This is a genomic window from Pseudoalteromonas sp. (genome assembly GCF_018402495.1).
GTDB lineage: Bacteria > Pseudomonadota > Gammaproteobacteria > Enterobacterales > Alteromonadaceae > Pseudoalteromonas.
Genome location: NZ_JAGYIU010000001.1, coordinates 1,107,004 through 1,125,020 on the forward strand (window position 1 = coordinate 1,107,004; position 18,017 = coordinate 1,125,020).

15 protein-coding genes and 1 pseudogene are annotated in these 18,017 nt (G+C 40.7%); 7 read left to right on the forward strand and 9 right to left on the reverse strand.

Annotated elements, in window-relative coordinates; all coding sequences use genetic code 11:
* Positions 1-2: 2 nt before the first annotated feature.
* The 5 genes from KG708_RS05045 (at position 3) to KG708_RS05065 (ending at position 7,584) form a co-directional block, all read left to right on the forward strand.
* Positions 3-641, forward strand: coding sequence for an ATP-binding cassette domain-containing protein (locus KG708_RS05045; protein ID WP_213608376.1), 639 nt, complete (start codon positions 3-5; stop codon positions 639-641).
* Between the two features lie 28 nt (positions 642-669).
* The gene (locus tag KG708_RS05050; protein ID WP_213608377.1) at positions 670-1,320 is read left to right on the forward strand and encodes a CDP-alcohol phosphatidyltransferase family protein; all 651 of its coding nucleotides are present in this window, start codon (positions 670-672) and stop codon (positions 1,318-1,320) included.
* Positions 1,313-2,101 (forward strand): sterol desaturase family protein, encoded by a 789-nt coding sequence (locus KG708_RS05055; RefSeq protein ID WP_213608378.1) that lies wholly within the window; start codon positions 1,313-1,315, stop codon positions 2,099-2,101. The genes KG708_RS05050 and KG708_RS05055 overlap by 8 nt, the downstream gene beginning before the upstream one ends.
* Before the next feature lie 271 nt (positions 2,102-2,372).
* Positions 2,373-4,517, forward strand: a complete 2,145-nt coding sequence (locus tag KG708_RS05060) for a glycoside hydrolase family 16 protein (RefSeq protein WP_213608379.1) — start codon at positions 2,373-2,375, stop codon at positions 4,515-4,517.
* A gap of 73 nt (positions 4,518-4,590) precedes the next feature.
* Complete coding sequence (locus KG708_RS05065) at positions 4,591-7,584, forward strand: TonB-dependent receptor (RefSeq protein WP_213608380.1); 2,994 nt, start codon at positions 4,591-4,593, stop codon at positions 7,582-7,584.
* Between the two features lie 68 nt (positions 7,585-7,652).
* Here KG708_RS05065 and KG708_RS05070 read toward each other — a convergent pair whose 3' ends face one another.
* The 8 genes and pseudogenes from KG708_RS05070 to KG708_RS05100 form a co-directional block, all read right to left on the reverse strand.
* A complete protein-coding gene (locus KG708_RS05070; protein WP_213608012.1) occupies positions 7,653-8,987 on the reverse strand; it encodes an IS4 family transposase in 1,335 nt (444 codons plus the stop codon).
* 107 nt (positions 8,988-9,094) lie between these two features.
* Positions 9,095-10,567, reverse strand: coding sequence for a S41 family peptidase (locus KG708_RS05075; protein WP_213608381.1), 1,473 nt, complete (start codon positions 10,565-10,567; stop codon positions 9,095-9,097).
* 178 nt (positions 10,568-10,745) lie between these two features.
* Positions 10,746-11,003, reverse strand: a complete 258-nt coding sequence (locus KG708_RS05080) for a hypothetical protein (RefSeq protein ID WP_213608382.1) — start codon at positions 11,001-11,003, stop codon at positions 10,746-10,748.
* Positions 11,004-11,186: 183 nt separating this feature from the next.
* Positions 11,187-11,378 (reverse strand): GNAT family N-acetyltransferase, encoded by a 192-nt coding sequence (locus tag KG708_RS17480; protein ID WP_301003257.1) that lies wholly within the window; start codon positions 11,376-11,378, stop codon positions 11,187-11,189.
* Positions 11,356-11,553: a GNAT family N-acetyltransferase gene (locus tag KG708_RS17485; protein ID WP_366513563.1), complete on the reverse strand. Its 198-nt coding sequence runs from the start codon at positions 11,551-11,553 to the stop codon at positions 11,356-11,358. Before KG708_RS17485 ends, KG708_RS17480 begins: the two co-directional genes overlap by 23 nt.
* A 62-nt stretch (positions 11,554-11,615) precedes the next feature.
* Positions 11,616-11,834, reverse strand: coding sequence for a hypothetical protein (locus KG708_RS05090; protein WP_213608383.1), 219 nt, complete (start codon positions 11,832-11,834; stop codon positions 11,616-11,618).
* 104 nt (positions 11,835-11,938) lie between these two features.
* Positions 11,939-12,346 (reverse strand): annotated as a pseudogene (locus KG708_RS05095) (DUF998 domain-containing protein); the annotation flags it as partial.
* Positions 12,347-12,747: 401 nt separating this feature from the next.
* Positions 12,748-14,268, reverse strand: coding sequence for an aldehyde dehydrogenase family protein (locus KG708_RS05100; protein WP_213608384.1), 1,521 nt, complete (start codon positions 14,266-14,268; stop codon positions 12,748-12,750).
* A 192-nt stretch (positions 14,269-14,460) separates the two neighbouring features.
* Here KG708_RS05100 and KG708_RS05105 point away from each other — a divergent pair, with 192 nt between their 5' ends.
* Both KG708_RS05105 and KG708_RS05110 read left to right on the forward strand, forming a co-directional pair.
* The gene (locus tag KG708_RS05105; protein ID WP_213608385.1) at positions 14,461-15,354 is read left to right on the forward strand and encodes an AraC family transcriptional regulator; all 894 of its coding nucleotides are present in this window, start codon (positions 14,461-14,463) and stop codon (positions 15,352-15,354) included.
* An 82-nt stretch (positions 15,355-15,436) separates the two neighbouring features.
* Complete coding sequence (locus tag KG708_RS05110; RefSeq protein WP_213608386.1) at positions 15,437-16,468, forward strand: LacI family DNA-binding transcriptional regulator; 1,032 nt, start codon at positions 15,437-15,439, stop codon at positions 16,466-16,468.
* Between the two features lie 48 nt (positions 16,469-16,516).
* Here KG708_RS05110 and gtfA read toward each other — a convergent pair whose 3' ends face one another.
* The gene (gene gtfA, locus KG708_RS05115) at positions 16,517-17,992 is read right to left on the reverse strand and encodes a sucrose phosphorylase (protein WP_213608387.1); all 1,476 of its coding nucleotides are present in this window, start codon (positions 17,990-17,992) and stop codon (positions 16,517-16,519) included.
* Between the last annotated feature and the right edge of the window lie 25 nt (positions 17,993-18,017).

Consider the following 18,017-nt stretch of genomic DNA (forward strand, 5'->3'; position numbering starts at 1 on the left):
TAATGCAGTCATCATTACACATCAAAGATTGTCAGCTTTATCGTCAAGGCGAGCTGTTACTAAGCTTAAACGAGCAAGTAAATGGCGGCGAAATACTCACCATTATGGGGCCATCGGGCAGTGGCAAGTCAAGCTTGTTAAATTGGCTTACAGGCTGTTTGCCCAAAGACTTTAGGGCACAAGGCGAAGTATGGCTAAATGGTCAAAATATAGATAACACAGCGCCGCATTTACGCCATATTGGCGTGCTCTACCAAGACGCTTTATTGTTTTCGCATTTAACAGTGGCAGGAAATATTGCCTTTGCTATGCCCAAAGGCAATAAAAAGCAGCGTCTTGAAAAAATAGACCATGCCCTAGGACAAGTTGGCTTAACAGGATTGGCAGCCCGCCATCCCGACAGCTTATCTGGCGGGCAGCAAGCGCGTGTTGCACTACTACGCATGTTGCTCAGCGAACCTAAAGCTATTTTACTCGACGAGCCTTTTAGTAAACTCGACACCCAATTGCGTGTTGATACCCGCGAACTGGTGTTTAGCCAAATACGCGAGCATAAATTGCCTGCCATTATGGTTACGCACGACCACAGTGACGCCGAGGCAACAGCTGGCAAAGTGATTACTTTAGGCACTGATGCTTAAAACTTGACTCATATTCAAGGCAATACGTATGTTAGATAAATTTGTTACCCCCATTATAAAGCCACTACTAACACCGGTTGTTATGCTCATTAATAAAAGCGGCATTACAGCTAATCAACTCACTGTTTTTGGTTTTTTAGTGGGTATGTTTGCAGTGCCTTTACTTGCTTTTGAAATGTGGTATGGCGCATTAATCGCCATTGCGTTGAATAGAATTTTAGATGGACTGGATGGCGCATTAGCCCGCTATGCTAATCAAAGTTCTAGCGCGGGTGGGTTTTTAGATATTACTCTCGACTTTTTATTTTACGCCGCTATTCCACTGGGCTTTATTTTGGCTAACCCAGCACAAAATGCCATTGCAGGTGCTATTTTACTGGCTACTTTTATTGGTACCGGTTCCAGCTTTTTGGCCTTTGCGATTGCCGCTGAAAAATTTAAACTCGACAAACCACAATTTAAATACAAAAGTTTTTACTACTTAAATGGCTTAACCGAAGGCACAGAGACCATTGCCCTATTTGTTGCCTTTTGTATTTGGCCGCAGCACTTTGCCATAATGGCCAGCTTATTTGCTGCAGCTTGCGCCATAACAATTTTCACCCGTATTTATGGTGGTTATCACACATTAAAACAACAAGAAGCCAATATCAGTAAAACGGAGGCAACCAATGACTAACGAATTATGGTGGCGGCTAGGGTGTTTTGTTAGTATTTTAGTCATAATGATGCTGCTTGAGTGGCAAGCGCCTGCACGGCAATCGCCCATAAAAGCCAATAAACGTTGGGTTGCGAATTTTGGTCTTGTATTTACCTCTTCAGTGATTGCCCGATTAGCGGTTCCTTTAGGGTTAACCGCCGCCGCACTTTATAACCAAGAACATAGTATCGGTTTGTTTAATCAACTCACTATGCCTCTTTCAGTAGCAATTATACTTAGCCTGCTGTTGCTAGATGTACTGATTTATTGGCAACACAGGTTATTTCATAAAATTCCAATTTTATGGCGTTTACACCGTGTGCACCATGCTGATGCGCACGTAGATACAAGCACTGGGCTGCGCTTTCACCCTATTGAAATAGGTTTTAGCATACTGATAAAGCTTGCAGCCATAACAGCCCTTGGCGTGCCCGCCATCGCAGTACTTATATTTGAAATAGCACTCAATGGATTAGCATTGTTTAACCACGCAAATATTCGCTTGCCAAACGCAATAGAAAAACCACTGCGTTTAATCCTGATCACCCAAGCTTTGCACCGCATACATCACAGCCAAACCCCCGAAGAAACAAACAGTAACTTTGGGTTTAGTGTAACTTGGTGGGATAGACTTTTTGGCAGCTATAAATCACAGGCAAGCCAGCCTGATAAACGTATTGCACTTGGTTTGAGCCAATACCCAAACCCCGAACAAAATTCATCCTTGTGGCAATTGTTAATAATGCCATTTAAAAAATAGCAATACGGCTAAGTAAAAGCACCCACGTACACCTTTTAAACCTTTATTAATAACATTACTTGGGCTTTTAATCGTTAGTATTAACAAAAACCCACAAAAAAAGTAAACCAGTTGTAAATTATTTAAACAAATTCTTGACCCAATGATAAATCCCTCATATTATTTGTAAGCGCTTACATTTCAACACACATAAAAATGTAAGCGCTTACAAAATTTAAAAATCAACAACTACACTATATTCTGACAATAATCAGTTGAACGGGGTTCAGTTATGAACATTGAAACAACACACATTACTCGCCTTTTGGCTGCTATTTCATTAGCGTCTTTGGCAGGTTGTGGTGGTGATGCCGCCACCACCAAAACAGATATTGAAAAAGTAAACCCTACTGAACCAGTCTCAGACTGGCGCATGGTTTGGAGTGATGAATTTGATGGCACAAGCATTGATACAAACAAATGGAACTTTGAATTAAACTGCGCTGGCGGTGGTAACAACGAAAAACAGTGTTACACCGACAGTAAAGAAAACGCCTTTATTAAAGACGGTGTGCTAAACATAGTCGCCTTACCTGCAGAAGAAGGCGCAGAAAAACCATACACATCAGCCCGTTTAAACACCCGTTACAACGCAGACTTTACTTATGGCCGCTTTGAAATGCGTGCAAAACTACCTTCGGGTCAAGGTAGTTGGCCTGCTTTTTGGATGATGCCAACTGATGAAGAGTATGGTACTTGGCCGCGCTCTGGCGAAATTGATATTTTAGAAGCGGTAAATTTAAAAACAGTTGCTGAAGATGGCACCGTTGAAGCTAATATTCATGGCACACTTCACTATGGTCGCGAATGGCCAGATAACTCAAGTTCAGGTAAAGCGTATACATTTCCTGAAGGGATGAATCCTGCAGACGATTTTCATACTTACGCAATTGAATGGCAAGAAGGTGAAATTCGTTGGTACGTAGATGGCTATTTATACGCTACACAACGTCGTTCTGACGTTCGTTATAACTCAAAAGATGAAGCAGTAGGCCTAAAACATAAGGGTTGGTTTGCTGAATACTTTGAACAAGGTAGCGGCGAGCTTACAACGCATTGGGATAATGCTCCATTTGATAAAGACTTTTACCTTATTTTAAATCATGCTGTAGGCGGTAATTGGCCTGAAAACGCAAATAACTTAGGCATCGATGCAGCTGCTTTTGCAGAAGGTCAAAGCTTTGAAATTGATTACGTGCGTGTATACGAATGTGCCTCAGATCCGGCCACAGGTAAAGGTTGTGAAACCGTTCGCCCAGGTTACGATAGCCTAGACGATGCACTTGTTGAAGGTAAAGCCCCAGTGCCTACTCCACCAAGTGACGGTGTTGCAAAGAATCTTGATATATTTAATGGCAGCTTAAATGCTAACTGGATCGCTTGGGATTGTTGTGGCGGAACCATACCAGAAACCATTACCGACGCTGACAAAGGCGACGTGATTAAATTTAATATCAACGACAATAACGGTACGGTACTTGGTTTTTCTACCCGTGGTGGTCATTTCCCTGATGATTTTACTGGCGTTTCTTCGCCATTTGATGCATCCCCCCTACTCAATTTAAATGGTCGACTCACCTTTGATATGAAAGTAGTAACGCCACCAACATCTTCAACTACTTGGTTATTAAAGGCTGAAGCCGGTGATGGCGGCCCTAATACGGGTGACGTCCCACTTAGCGATAGTGTTGAAGGTGTAACACCCGTTACTGGCCAATGGCAAACCTATACATTCCCGCTTTCTTTACTACAAGAAAGAGGCTTAGATTTAAGTGCTATTGATGTATTAATGGTATTCCCTGCATGGCAAACAGGTGGCGGTGCCGAGTACTTAATTACTAATGTAGCTATTGAAGGTGACTTACCAAAAGTCGATCTTTTCAGTGATGAACAAAACCTAGATTGGCCAATGTGGGATTGCTGTGGTGGTTCAAAACCGGTTGAAGTAATGGATGATGAAGATCATGGTTTAACTGCTGAATTTTCTATTGGTGCAACAGCAACAGTAATGGGCTTTAATAGCCGCACATCTGCCGGCGGAAGCGGTGAAGCATTCGATGCTACTTCAATATTAGAAAGCGGTGTAATAGCGTTTGAATTAAAGGTCATTTCAAAGCCAAATAATCCTGATTCAGTTTGGACTTTCAAAGTTGAATCTAATGACGGTAGCTCAGCTGTCGAAATTCCATTAACTGACAGCATTGAAGGTATAGAACCTACTGTTGGTGAATGGCAAACATATACCTTTAGTCTTGCTGATTTAGCAGGTGCAGGTTTAGATGTTAGTGCGTTAGATGTAGTGATGATTTTCCCAGCTTGGGATACAGGTGAAGGCGCTGTTTATCGTGTAGATAACGCTTTCATTGGCGTTCCATAATTAAAAGTCACTTAATGGTAGGTACATATAAGTGCCTACTTATCGTAAAATTTAGTTAAAAAGCAGAGCAATTATGAACACATTCAATTTTAAAAAAAGCCCATTAGCGGCTTCTGTGTCACTTATCATCACTGCAAGCATGCTTAATATCGCTCATGCAGCGCAAGAAAATACCGCCGAACCTGAAATCGAAGTCATTGAAGTAAAAGGTATTCGCGGTTCATTAATCCGTTCGATGGATGTAAAACGTGACGCATCTGGCGTGGTCGATGCCATTTCTGCTGAAGAAATGGGTAAATTTCCAGATACTAACTTAGCTGAATCGCTACAACGTATTACGGGTGTATCGGTAAGTCGTTCAAATGGTGAAGGTAGCCAAATTACAGTGCGTGGTTTTGGCCCATCATTTAACCTTGTAACACTTAACGGCCGTCAAATGGCAGGCACCGGTTTTACGCGTTCATTTAATTTTGAGAACTTATCATCTGAAGGCGTTAGTTCACTTGAAGTTATGAAAACAGCGCGTGCGGATACACCAACAGGTGGCCTTGGCGCAACTGTAAATATTGTTACCGCTAAACCTCTACAAAAGCCGGGTCAGCGCTTTTCATTGATGGCTAAAGGCATTCACGATACATCGGTAGAAGAAGGTGATGAAGTAACACCTGAAATTGCAGGAATTTACAGCAATACTTTTGCTGACGAAATGTTTGGTTTTTCAGCTAACTTTTCATACCACCGCCGTGACTTTCAGCGCCAAGCAGCCAATATACGCTCTTGGTTAGTCAATCCTAACCTATCGGTTGATGCTGAAAACATAATTGATAATCGTCCAATGGATGCGGATGGTAACCCAGCTAAGCAGTTTTTCGATCCAAATGCTGGGGATAATGGTGAATTTGTATCTGCCGCTTTCTTCCCGCAAGAAGTCAGCTTTTCAAAAGATGATATTCAGCGTGAACGTTTAAATGCGCAAGCCACTTTTCAGTTTGCACCAACAGATAACTTAACGTTTACACTAGATCACACAATCTCAAATGCAACAACGGGTAATAATTCGTTATCATGGGGTATTTGGAACGGATCGTTTGGTGGTAATGGTAATGCCTATGAGCTAGATGAAAACGGCACCGCTATTTATTACAATTCAGCCGGTGATGATGCCTCATTCACGGCATTTCGTGAAACCTCAGAAGTAGACTCAAAAGCAACCGGTATTAATGTTGAATGGTTAGCTACAGAAAACCTTAGCTTTAACTTTGATGCCCATACTTCAAAAACCACTACAGATAACGGCAAAGATCCAGGCTTAAACTCTAATGCCCGTATTATCTTAGGCTCAGCAGATCTCTCTACTAAAGAATACTCTTTCCGCAAAGGCGATGTACCGGGTTTTAACATTAATTGGAACAACGGCACACAAGAAGTTAACCCAAATCAAATTGGTTCTAACTTCAGTATTTTTACCAGAACGCCGGGGGAGTCTGAAGTTTCTCAAGTACAATTAGATGGTAAGTTATTCACCTATACCGATATTGGTCTTGAAACCGTTAAATTTGGTGCGGCTTACACTAAACAAACACTTAGCGGTTGGGGCGGTTCTAATAACGCCAATGCACCTGGCTTTAACAACGGTACTTTCGCTGAAATTTTCCCGGATGCGATGTTCGAGAGAGTTGATTTAAGCGGATTCCTTGACGAATTTTCATTTGGTCCTAATGGCGTAGCGCCAGGTTATGCCTATACTTATGACCTTGATGAAGCGTTTGCTCGCCAAAGCGCTTATTTAACCGAAGATGTAGTAGGTAGTGACTACTACCGCATTGGTAGCTTTGATAACTTCCCGACTAATAAAGTTGAAGAAGAAACGATTAGTTTATACCTCTCTAGTAATTGGGTATTTAACGTTAGCGACTACGACGTATTTGTAAACTTAGGTCTTCGTTATGAAGAAACTGATATTGTCAGCCCAGCAAAAAGTCGTGTAGCGGAACAAGTTTACTGGGCAGGCGGTTCAGAATGGTTAACTCAATTTGCCGCTGGTGGCGAATTAGTTGAAGTAGACTATGAAGGACAATACGACTTACTACTTCCTATGATTGATATTAAAGTCGATCTGACGGATGACTTAGTAACCCGCGCATCATGGGGCCAAACAATCACCAGACCAACTCTTGGCGATATGTTAGGAAACTTGGCTTTAACACCATCACCTAAATTAAACTCACGAAGTGGTAGCCGTGGTAATCCAAACCTAGAGCCATTTAAATCAACTAATCTAGATTTAAGCCTTGAGTATTACTACAGTGAAGGTAGCTACGCTGCTGTCGGTCTATTTTGGAAAGACGTTGATAATTGGATTGATAACACCCAGGTAAAAACTACCTTTGAAGGTTTACATGATGTGTATTTAGGTGAGCGTTGGAACAATGCAGTAGCCGCCATTGAAGGCCGTGGCGATCAAGCAACTGACACTGCAATTTACAATGAAATTGTAGCTAATGGCGTAGGCATTGGTGAAAACAACCGTATATTACCAGACCCAGCGACTGATCCGCTGATTGAATGGTCCATCAATTCACCTGAAAACGTTGGTTCACGTAAAGTAAACGGTTTTGAATTTGCTGTTCAGCACTTGTTTGGCGATTCAGGCTTTGGGGCAGGCTTTAATGCCACCGTTGTTGATGGTGATGTAGAGTACGATAACTACTACCTGGCTTCTCAAGCGGTATTGGATGGCCTAAGTGACTCTGCGAACCTACAAGGCTTTTACGAAAAAGATGGCCTATCGGTGAAAATAACCGGTGCATGGCGTGATGAATACTTAATTGCGCAAGGGTTGCCTGACTCAGGTGCTACGGCTCCTCCACAATACGCAGAAGAGTACTTGCAGTGGGATATTAGTGTGAACTACGAAGTAAACGAAAGCACAACGGTATTCTTTGAAGGTGTGAACTTAACCAACGAAACCGAGCGTTCATTCAGTCGTTTCGAAAGCCAGTTCTTGAGCGCTGCTCAATACGGCCCTCGTTATGCCTTTGGCGTTAGATATTCTATGGGCAATTAACAAAACCTAATTTTCACTATGATTACCCCTTGATTAAACAATTAAAGCCGCTCAACGAGTAATGCCAGTCAGTTAAGCTGACTGGTATTTTTTCTCTTGTTAGATGGGTATTTAGATGGCTTGGGTTTGACCCACCGTTTATAGCACCTATCTTCGCGCCGCCTTGGCAATTTAAAGTAACCTAACTGCTCTATTAATAGCGCGTAGTGCTTTGGAATATTCCCCGCTGATGTCAGTGGTATCGTTGCAAAATATTGGGTGACTGCCATTGAGCAACTCGCAAAACTAAGTTGATTTGGTATTACACTATCAAGCTTACTCGCAGCTTCTGTCATCGCTTGTCTTATGAGGTTATATGCGAGTAATATCCCCCACAATTCTTGCTCTATCATATCGGGCCGCTTGCTTCTCAAGGTATATTTACTGTTCAATAGTGTTTGTTTCATTTCTCTAAAGCCCAGCTCTATTTCCCAGCGATAACAATATAATTCAACCATTTCCTCATTTGGAAAGCGCATTGGGTCAATCATAGACGTCAAAATGCGATAGGTTTTTCCTCTAATTGTTTTTGTAACTAAGCGAGCCTCAACATGAGTAGGTAAGTCACTGAATTTCTTTCTAGATTGCGGGGTAGACGTCAGTCGTATCTGTAAGTCATTAGGGCTTATTTTCTTTATCACTTCAAATTGAAGGTCTTTGCGGGCGGGTATCATCCAGTGCCTTTGTTTTCCTGCTTGTTGCCAGCGACTCAGTAGCCCAAGGGAATAATACCCTTTATCAAATATCGTTAACGAGTTATCTGGCGTTTGCTCAATGAGCTGCTCAGCTAATCGCATTTCACTCGTTCTATAATCAGAAAATGCACTGTTGATGAGTTGGTGGCTGGTGACTTCCATATGGCAGACCATACGTATTTTAGGAAAGATATTTTCACTGTGCCCATTGCTTTGGGCTTTAAATGTTTCATGATTTTCAGGTGTGTCTGTTGTCCGCCAAACAACACCATCGACAGCGAGTAAATTGAGCCCCGCCCATGTTTCAAATTTATCGCTCTGGTAACTTTGCTTTGCCATTGCTAAGAATACTTGCTTAACAGCTTCTGAGCCTAGACGTTGCCTAGCTTGCACGATTGCACTGGGTGCTAATAAAGGTTTTTTATCAGGTAACATAATGTCCATTTGAGTTGCTATATCCCAAACCGAACGTTGCCTAAATAAGCTCATGCCAATGATTGACCATAATACAGCTTCTAAGGGGAGGCGGCGCTTTCTAACAGTTGCTACGCCAGCTTGTTGAAAAGCGTGTTCAATTAATTCTGGGGAGAGTATTTCGGCATACTTTTCAAATGTGTTAAACGTGTTGCATGCATCGAGAGTGGAAGCTAATTCATGAGCAAGTTGCATAAAAAAATCCTATGACCTGTGATCATAGGATTTTGATCTCATTTTACCGATCGTCAAGCTTTTTCTTCCTTAACTGATCGGCATTACGCTCAACGAGCGGCTTTTTTTTATAACTGTTTAATTTTTTCTAATAGCTTGTCAGTTGTCCAATCAATATCGTTATAGGCAATATCGGGGTTGTAGTAATCGCCCTTTCCTCTTGCTCTATTCACATACACTTTATTAGGGATAATCACTTTACCTAACCCTGAGGGTAACTCGGCTAGTCGAATATCCATATACAATGAGTCAGCACTGCTTGGCGCACCAAATAACTGAGTATTTGTAAATTGCTTAAATACATCAATGGCGTCAAGGCATGCACTTGCACACTGTGGCGGTACAATAACAAAAACCTGTGTTTTAAAGTCACTCACTGGCACTGTACTTTCGCTTAGGTTTGATTTACGTTGCTTTGCTTCGATGTAAAATGGCTTATTGTTTTCAAGTGACTGCGCCATACCTGCTGCTATTTCTTTAATTAATTCATGAACTTCAGGTTGATCTTTTACCACGTCAATTAACGATTTTACATAGTTAGTATTATCTTTTGACGCTCTCCACCAAACCCGGCTATTTTGTGAGTAGTTATCCATTTTTTGTTCAACAACTTGCTCACCCCACAACGCTTTTGCAAGCTTTAAGCTCCAATACGACGAGCCGCCTTGGTTATGACGAAGATCTAAAACCACCGTTTTTGCACTGAGTAACTTAGTACGTTGATCAGTCACTTTTTTATACAGGTTATTGTAATCCTTAGTTTGCTTATCGTTATTTGCAAAACTGGGCATAGCAATCCACGCTATGTTTTGCGCAGGCCAAGTTAAGTCGGTTGCAAGCTCATCCCCATTATAGGCATGTGTTAAATGCTTACTTACGCTCTGTGACTGAACTGACCAATCAAGGGTTTTACTGTAAGCTTGCCCATTAGCTTTAACAAATTGACATTCTTTTAGAGGTGTTAAAAATGGGTTGCCCTCATCAACGAGTAACCGCCAACCTTGCTGCCACCAATGCCCAGGTTGTGTAACCTGTCCATGAAACTTAAACACTCTTTGTCGCATTAACGTCTCGGTATTTTGCCCATCGCATCCACTTATCACGTCGCCTTTATTTATATTATCTGTTTCACTGTAATACACTTTTAATGCATCACCCCGCCAAACTGCGCGAAAACCAGGCCAACGACGAGCAGGTCGTTCAACGCTTGAAAACACACCTGCATGACCATCTTGTAGCACAGTACTAAAACGCGCAATTGCTGCAACATGAACCTGCGGCCCACTCGCTTTAGCTGACAGTGCAAGTGCTTCTGCTTTTGCTTGCTTTAATAGTTCTGCAAAGGCTGGGTTGTTAACATCAAACATACCAGGATGGTTTTTTGCCGATATGCTATAAGCAGCTTCAATATCCCGATCAGTAACACTGCGCCATTGCGCTGAAGTTTGAGGAGAAACTAGTAACTCGGCCATGCTCAAGGTAGGCGTAATTAATAAAGCGCTCAATAAAGTACGGCTAACTATTTTTGTTTTTATTTTCATGAAAATCCATTTTAAATTAGGTTATATAATTACTGTAAACTCATTTGGTGGAACTAAAAATACCTTAAATCAAATAAGTATCAGCAAATTATTTTTACAGCAGTAACTTAGCAACATTAAAAGCAGCTAGCAACGAGTATGATTTAAAATTAACTGGCTTTAAATTTAGAGCAACAGCTTACTCAGACGTTTGTTCAATTTTGGTTTGCAGTAGTGTTATGCGGGCGTTGAGTTTTCTAAAGCTATGCTGTGAATAGAAAAAGTTTAAAAAGAAAGCAGCAAAACCTGAACAAGCAAGCCCTATCAATGGGCTAAAATAAAACATTAATAACAAAACAATAGCAGCCATCGCTATCGTAAGTCCCAAATAATGAGATGCACTAAATAACTTTCGGTTGTTTTTTTCAAGTTGAACTATGTGAGAATCTATATCCATTAAAAATTTCCTTTTTAAAAACTGATATTTAACAAATCAACGTTAACTATTTTGAACTTTAGTTAATCGATATAGCTGCACAGTACGACCATAAAATTCATGGGTATGGTAAGTTATAAAGCCAATTTTCTTTGCTACTTTTAATGACGCAATATGCTCAGGTTCAATAATAACAACGACTGATTAATGAGTAGTTTGAGTAAACACATACTTTAAAACCCCTTTAGCCGCTTCGCACGCTAAGCCTTTATTCCAAAACCCGACCGCTAATCGATACCCTAAATTAGGCTCTTCGTTACCCGCGATACGTTGTGGAGAAACGCCTCTAAACCCTATAAGTAGGTTACTGTTTTTATCTATTAGAGCCCAAACCATATGAATCGTAGCATTGTAAACACCACTTTATAAATTCACGCGTTGCGGCTTCATAGCACACACCACGAATTGAGTATTTCATCACCTCATCGTCACTAAAAATTTCACTTAATACCGGCACATCATCAATTGATAATGGCCGGATAACCAACCTTTGAGTTTCACAAATTGTCACTCAAACCTTCTTGTTATCAAAGCTAAAAAATTTCAATAAACCAAGTGATTAAGGTTGTTATCTCAGTTATTTCGCTCGTTTTTATATTTCGAATGCCACATAAAGTATCCAAATAATATACCTACTAAAGGAAATATTATTAAAGATGAAATGATTCCATCAAAAAGATCTTGCTCACCTGTAAAGTACATAATTAATTGAAATAAAATAGCAGTAGGAATTCCCCAGCCTAGAACACCTTTTAGTAAAATAAAACGGAATTTAGTGTGGTTTATATTCATGAGCCTTCCTTGAATTGTGACACCAAATAATAAGCTGAAATAAATCATAGTCGTTAGTGAGTTAAGTCTCTAAATTATTGAAGACGATTTAAATTAGTTTAAAATTACATTAACACTATTGAAAAAACACTTAACCAACTTAATTGGATACCATAAGAGATACGTTGATAGGTACCTGGGTTACTTTGAAGCTTAACCGCTTTAGCCATAGCAAACAGATAATAAACAGTAGCGATAACAGAAACAATTGAAAAAACACGAAAGTATAAAGGAGTAATTTCTGTGGTTGGACTTATCGCTATTAATATTGGTGCTAAAACGAGCGAAAGCAACATAATGAAACCAGCCCAAGAGTGAACCTTGCAACTAAAAGTTGGGTGTTTAGTAAATGGATCTGCATCCATAGGAAAATAACCCGCAACCCAAGTACCAATACCATGCACTATGACTAACCAACCAGCAATATTAACCAAAATAGAAACATTAGATAGTTGTGCCAAATACCAGCCAAAACCATAACCAAAGTGACTAATTGTTTATTACTACCTCTTTCAGCGCAGCGTCTCTTTACTCTCTTTGTGCATAATTCACTAAAACTTTTTGAACACAGAGAAGAAAATGAGAAATAAATGAGCGGGCTTCGAGTGACGAGCAGCGAACTTGTGCAAACAGCCTGAACCTAGCCATAACAGCCCTGAACTATAACCTTTAACATACTCTTTCAGCGCAGCGCTTCTTTGCTCTCTTTATGCATAATTCACTAAGGTTTTTCCGTCTTACTATTGAGCTATTTATTTATCGGTATAATTAGCCACTAATTTAATGCAATAGTGTTGGGTTAAAAAAACAAAGCGCTGCAATAATGCAGCGCTTTCATTACTTATCGGTTGTTTGTTTAAGCTAAAACGCGTTATTAAAAGAAGCCAAGCGGATCTTCGCTGTAGCTTACCAATAAATTTTTAGTTTGCTGGTAATGGCTCAGCGCCAGTTTGTGAGTTTCGCGGCCTATACCTGACTTTTTATAACCGCCAAACGCAGCGTGTGCTGGGTACATATGGTAACAGTTGGTCCATACGCGGCCTGCTTCTATTTTGCGGCCAAAGTGATAAGCACGGTTCATGTTACGGCTCCATACCCCTGCGCCTAAACCAAACTCTGAACTATTAGCTAGTTCAAGCGCTTCGGCTTCATCTTTAAAGGTCGACATTGAAATAACAGGGCCAAAAATTTCTTCTTGGAACACACGCATGTCGTTTGTACCTTTTAGCAGTGTGGGCTGAATGTAATAGCCACCATTTAGCTCGTCACTTAATTGCTCAACATGGCCGCCAGTTAATACCTCGGCTCCTTCTTTTTTGCCTATATCAATATAGCTTAAAATTTTATCAAACTGCGCTTTAGAAGCTTGTGCGCCTACCATGGTTTCGCTATCAAGCGGATTGCCACGTTTAATTTGTTGGGTGCGCTTTAACATTCGCTCTATAAATTGCTCATAGATATCTTCTTGAATGAACAAGCGTGATGGGCAAGTACATACTTCACCTTGGTTAAAGTAAGCAAGAATAGCCCCTTCAATCGCTTTATCTAAAAAAGCATCGTCTTTTTCCATCACATCACTAAAGAAAATATTAGGCGACTTACCTCCAAGCTCCACTGTAGAAGGAATAATATTATCTGCTGCACATTTTAAAATATGTGAACCCACAGGAGTTGAGCCAGTAAAGGCAATTTTAGCAATGCGCGTACTGGTTGCCAGCGCTTCACCAGCCTCTTTACCAAAGCCGTTTACTACATTTAAAACGCCGCCGGGCAATAAATCACCAATAATTTCCATTAGCACTAAGATTGAGGCAGGTGTTTGCTCGGCAGGTTTAAGTACCACACAGTTACCTGCTGCAAGCGCAGGTGCTAGTTTCCAAGCGGCCATTAATAATGGGAAGTTCCACGGAATAATTTGCCCTACTACACCTAGTGGCTCATGAAAATGATACGCCACTGTGGTTTCGTCTATCTCGCCTATACTGCCTTCTTGCGCACGCAGGCAACCAGCAAAGTAACGAAAGTGATCCGCAGCCAGTGGAATATCGGCGGCAAGGGTTTCACGAATAGCTTTCCCGTTATCCCATGTTTCGGCCACAGCAAGTAACTCTAAGTTTTGTTCAATACGGTCGGCAATTTTTAATAGTATGTTGCTACGATCGGTCACTGAGGTGGTGCCCCACTGCGTTTTTACTGCATGGGCTTTATCAAGTGCAAGGTTTATGTCGTCTTTATCTGAGCGTGGCACTTTACAAAATACCTTGCCATTAACGGGGCTGATATTATCAAAATACTGGCCGTTTACTGGGGCAACCCACTCGCCGCCAATATAATTACCATACTGTTGCTTAAAGGTGACGAGTGCGTCTGCTGAGCCTGGGTTTGCGTAAATCATATGTGTGTTCTCTTGTTGTTAGTTAAAAGTGTAAACCGATATTTATTAGAGTAATGGCAAGTCTTGCTTTATATTTAATCGGTATTGATTGACATTAGCCCATTAAGCGCTTAAAAACTTGCTTAGCTGTCCAAAAAAGTTGTCTGTGAGTCCAGATTAAAAACCCACAATAACGATTAAAAAAGGCTGAACATGCACACATCTCAGTTAAATAAAAAACGCCAACAACTTGATGTACTGATTGAAAACAAAGTGAGTTTTGCTGCCGATAACTCCGAGCTAAGTATTTACGACACCTATAAAAGTGCGCAAAAAGTAGCATTGCACTCTAACGAATTGCTGTTTTGTGCCATGCTTAGCGGTAAAAAGGTAATGCATGTTGAGAGCAGCCAGTACCACAAAGCATTTTTACCGCACGAATCCTTTGTACTTGCCCCTAAGCAAGGGGTGTTAATTGATTTTCCAAACGCATCCATAAGCGCCCCCACCACCTGTTTAGCCATTGAAATAAGCACCGATAAAATAACCAATGTGGCTAATGCGCTTAATATGCAGCAAAATTTTGCAAACGATGCCTTGTTTGAATACGCACCCAACTTAGTGCATACCCAACATAATACGCAAACGCAGCAGTTATTAGAGCGCATGGTGCATTTATTTAGCGAGCAAGGCGCTGAGCGACACTACTTAATTGATTTAGCATTAAACGAATTGATCACGCGCTTGCTACAACAACAAAGCCGTGATTTATTATTGGCAAATTGCAACACACTACGCCTAAAAAGTAATGTGAGTGATGCACTGCACTATATTGAAGAACATGTAAATGACCCCCTTGACATAGACGCATTATGCAAAATAACCTGTATGAGCCGCAGTAAGTTTTATCAGCAATTTAAACTTGCTTTTGGTACTAGCCCTGCACTTTGGCAACAACAACTTAGGTTGAAAAAAGCACGCACTTTATTATTGCAAGGCCACCCTATAAGCAAGGTATGCTTCGATTTAGGCTTTAACAATACCAGTCATTTTAGCCGCTTATTTAAGCAAACCTTTGGTATAACGCCAAAACAATGCCAACATTAGCGCCAAATAGATATTTTTTACTATGCTAAGTATTTCAATATGTTAATTTATTAATACTTTGATAAGTTGTAACGAGTCACGAATGAGTAAACCCACCCGCTGGACATTAAAAAGTATTGCTAAAGAGTTAAGCGTGTCTAACGCTACCGTATCTAATGCGTTTAACCGCCCTGATCAGCTCTCTGCTAAACGCCGCGAAGCTATTTTAAGTGCTTGCAAAGAGCTTGGTTATTATGGCCCAAATAAAGCGGCGCAGTCTTTGCGAAGTGGCACGTTTAATATTGTTGCATTAGTCCTTCCTGATAGCGTGGAATACATGGTATCAGACCCTGTTGCGAGCAGTTTTATGCGCGGAGTAACTTCGGTACTTGAAAAAAACAATATTAATGTTTTATTGTTTTCAGGCAGTAGTGACAACCTCAACAGCGTTGTTGATTTTGTCGATGGTTTTATTTGTTATGGTCGCCCGCGCAATAAAGCACTAGTAGAGCAACTAAAAACAGTCTCTAAACATGTGGTGACAGTTGATTTTGACATTGCTCGTAACGCCTCAATTAATGTTAATAACGAGCAAGCCAGTTATGAAATAGCCAAACATGTTTTGCATAATCAAGATGATAAAGTGGCTATATTAGGTTTAAGATTACTTGATGAAAATGTATTGTGTCGAGTATACGAGCATCACGAATTTGAAACTGGCCAATCTATTTCGCATCAACGTTTGCGTGGTTATCAACGCGCCTTAAGTGAGGCTAATATAACGGTTGCCGACGACCGCATTTGGAATATTCCAGAAAGCAGTGAACGCTTTGCAAGTATTGCCGCAAAAGAAGTATTAACAGCCTCCCCACGTCCTAATGTGATTATATGTATGAGTGATTTAATTGCCCTTGCCACCATGCGAGAAGCGATTAAGCAGGGAGTAAAAATACCACACGAACTACGGATTGTCGGGTTTGATGGTATAGAAGAAGCCGCTCGTTTTGTACCTCGTCTCACTACCATTCATCAAAATAGCCAAGAAAAGGGCGTTATTGCTGCTGACTTATTTATTTCTAAAGAAGAAAAACAATATGAAATAGGTTACCAGCTAGAAATTGGCGCCAGTAGTTAATAAAAAATGCCACTTAACGTGGCATTTTCACTTTACGCTTTGTTGAGCTTAATGAGCTAAAAACGTGTTTAAATTAACGCTAGTTTCTTGCTCACCTTTAATTTGGGTAATCGTCACTTGGCGCAGTTCAAAGTCGATTGATAATGAAATTGACTCATCAGCTAATTGCCATGCTAAACAGCAAACACTTGCGCCGCCTTGAGCCGAAAATTCACCCGCGAATGCAGGGTGTTCGTTACGAATTTTAATTAGCTCTATTAGCCCTTTTACTACCGGTTTATTAAGGGCTTGATCTATTTTATCCGCGTTCAAATATGGACGATTTATATCACGTCCAACATTGGTTTTTGCTAACAGTTCCATATCGTTTTCACAGGCAAATAAGCCGCCGTAATAAACTTGCGGTACACCGGGCGCAAAAAATTGAATTGCTCGCGACAGTAAATAGTCAAAATCATTAGCGCCTAATGCATTGTAATAAGTACAGTTTACCTGATATAAGTCGACATTACTGGCCGCAGCGCCTGTTGCTTGGCGGCTTTGATTGTTACTATTTGCATGCATGGTTTCTACTAGGTTATCAATTTGCTCTGCATTTAATAAGCCTGGTTTGTCACCCATTGGGCCTGCATCAATAATGCCTATGCCATCATGGGTATCAAGTACCGTTAAACAATTACGCGGCGATATTTTTAGCCATGTAAGTAATGCATCCACATTGTTATTAAACAAGCTATGTAAGATAAGTGGCGGCAATGCAAAGTCGTAAACCATATTAACGCGCTTAGCTACATCTACTTGTGTTTGATAATGGCTATGAATTTCTGCAATAGTTTCCATACCTAACTCATTGGCTTGCTTTGATAAGTTATCTAAGTAGCCAAAGGTTTCATCTAGCATAAAACAATTAGTACCCGCCTGCTTAATGGCATAACCCGCTGCATCTAAACGAATAATATTAACGTTGTTAGCAGAGAACTTAGTAAGCACGTTATTTAAATACGCAATTCCCGCTTCTACTTTTACGTTTATATCAATTTGATTGTCGGTAAAGGTGGTCCAAAAATCATACGTTTGACCATCACCGCATGTCATTGGCGTAAAACAACTGCCTGGGCGTGGACGGTAAATAGCTTGCTGCTCGGCCTCGCTCATGCCATTGGGGAACACGTCTTCTTTGGTTAAAAATAAATCCCAAAATTCAGACGCTTTGCCTTTGGCAAGCACATCTTGAAATTGAAACGATTGCGCCGACACATGGTTAACTATGAGATCAGCCATTAAATCATGGTCTTTACCGAGTGCCTGTATATCGTCCCAAGTACCGATTCGAGAATCAACTTCACTATGATCAATCGGGTCAAAGCCTGCATCGCTGCCATCAATTGGGTTATAAAATGGCAACAAGTGCACACCACCAAAAACGCCCTCTAATGGGCCATGTAAAAGAGTGGTAAGTGCATTTATATCTTGGCCAGTAATTCGATCAGCGTATGTGATCAATTGAACTTTATTCTTCATCATTGTGTGATTACCATGTTGAAACTTA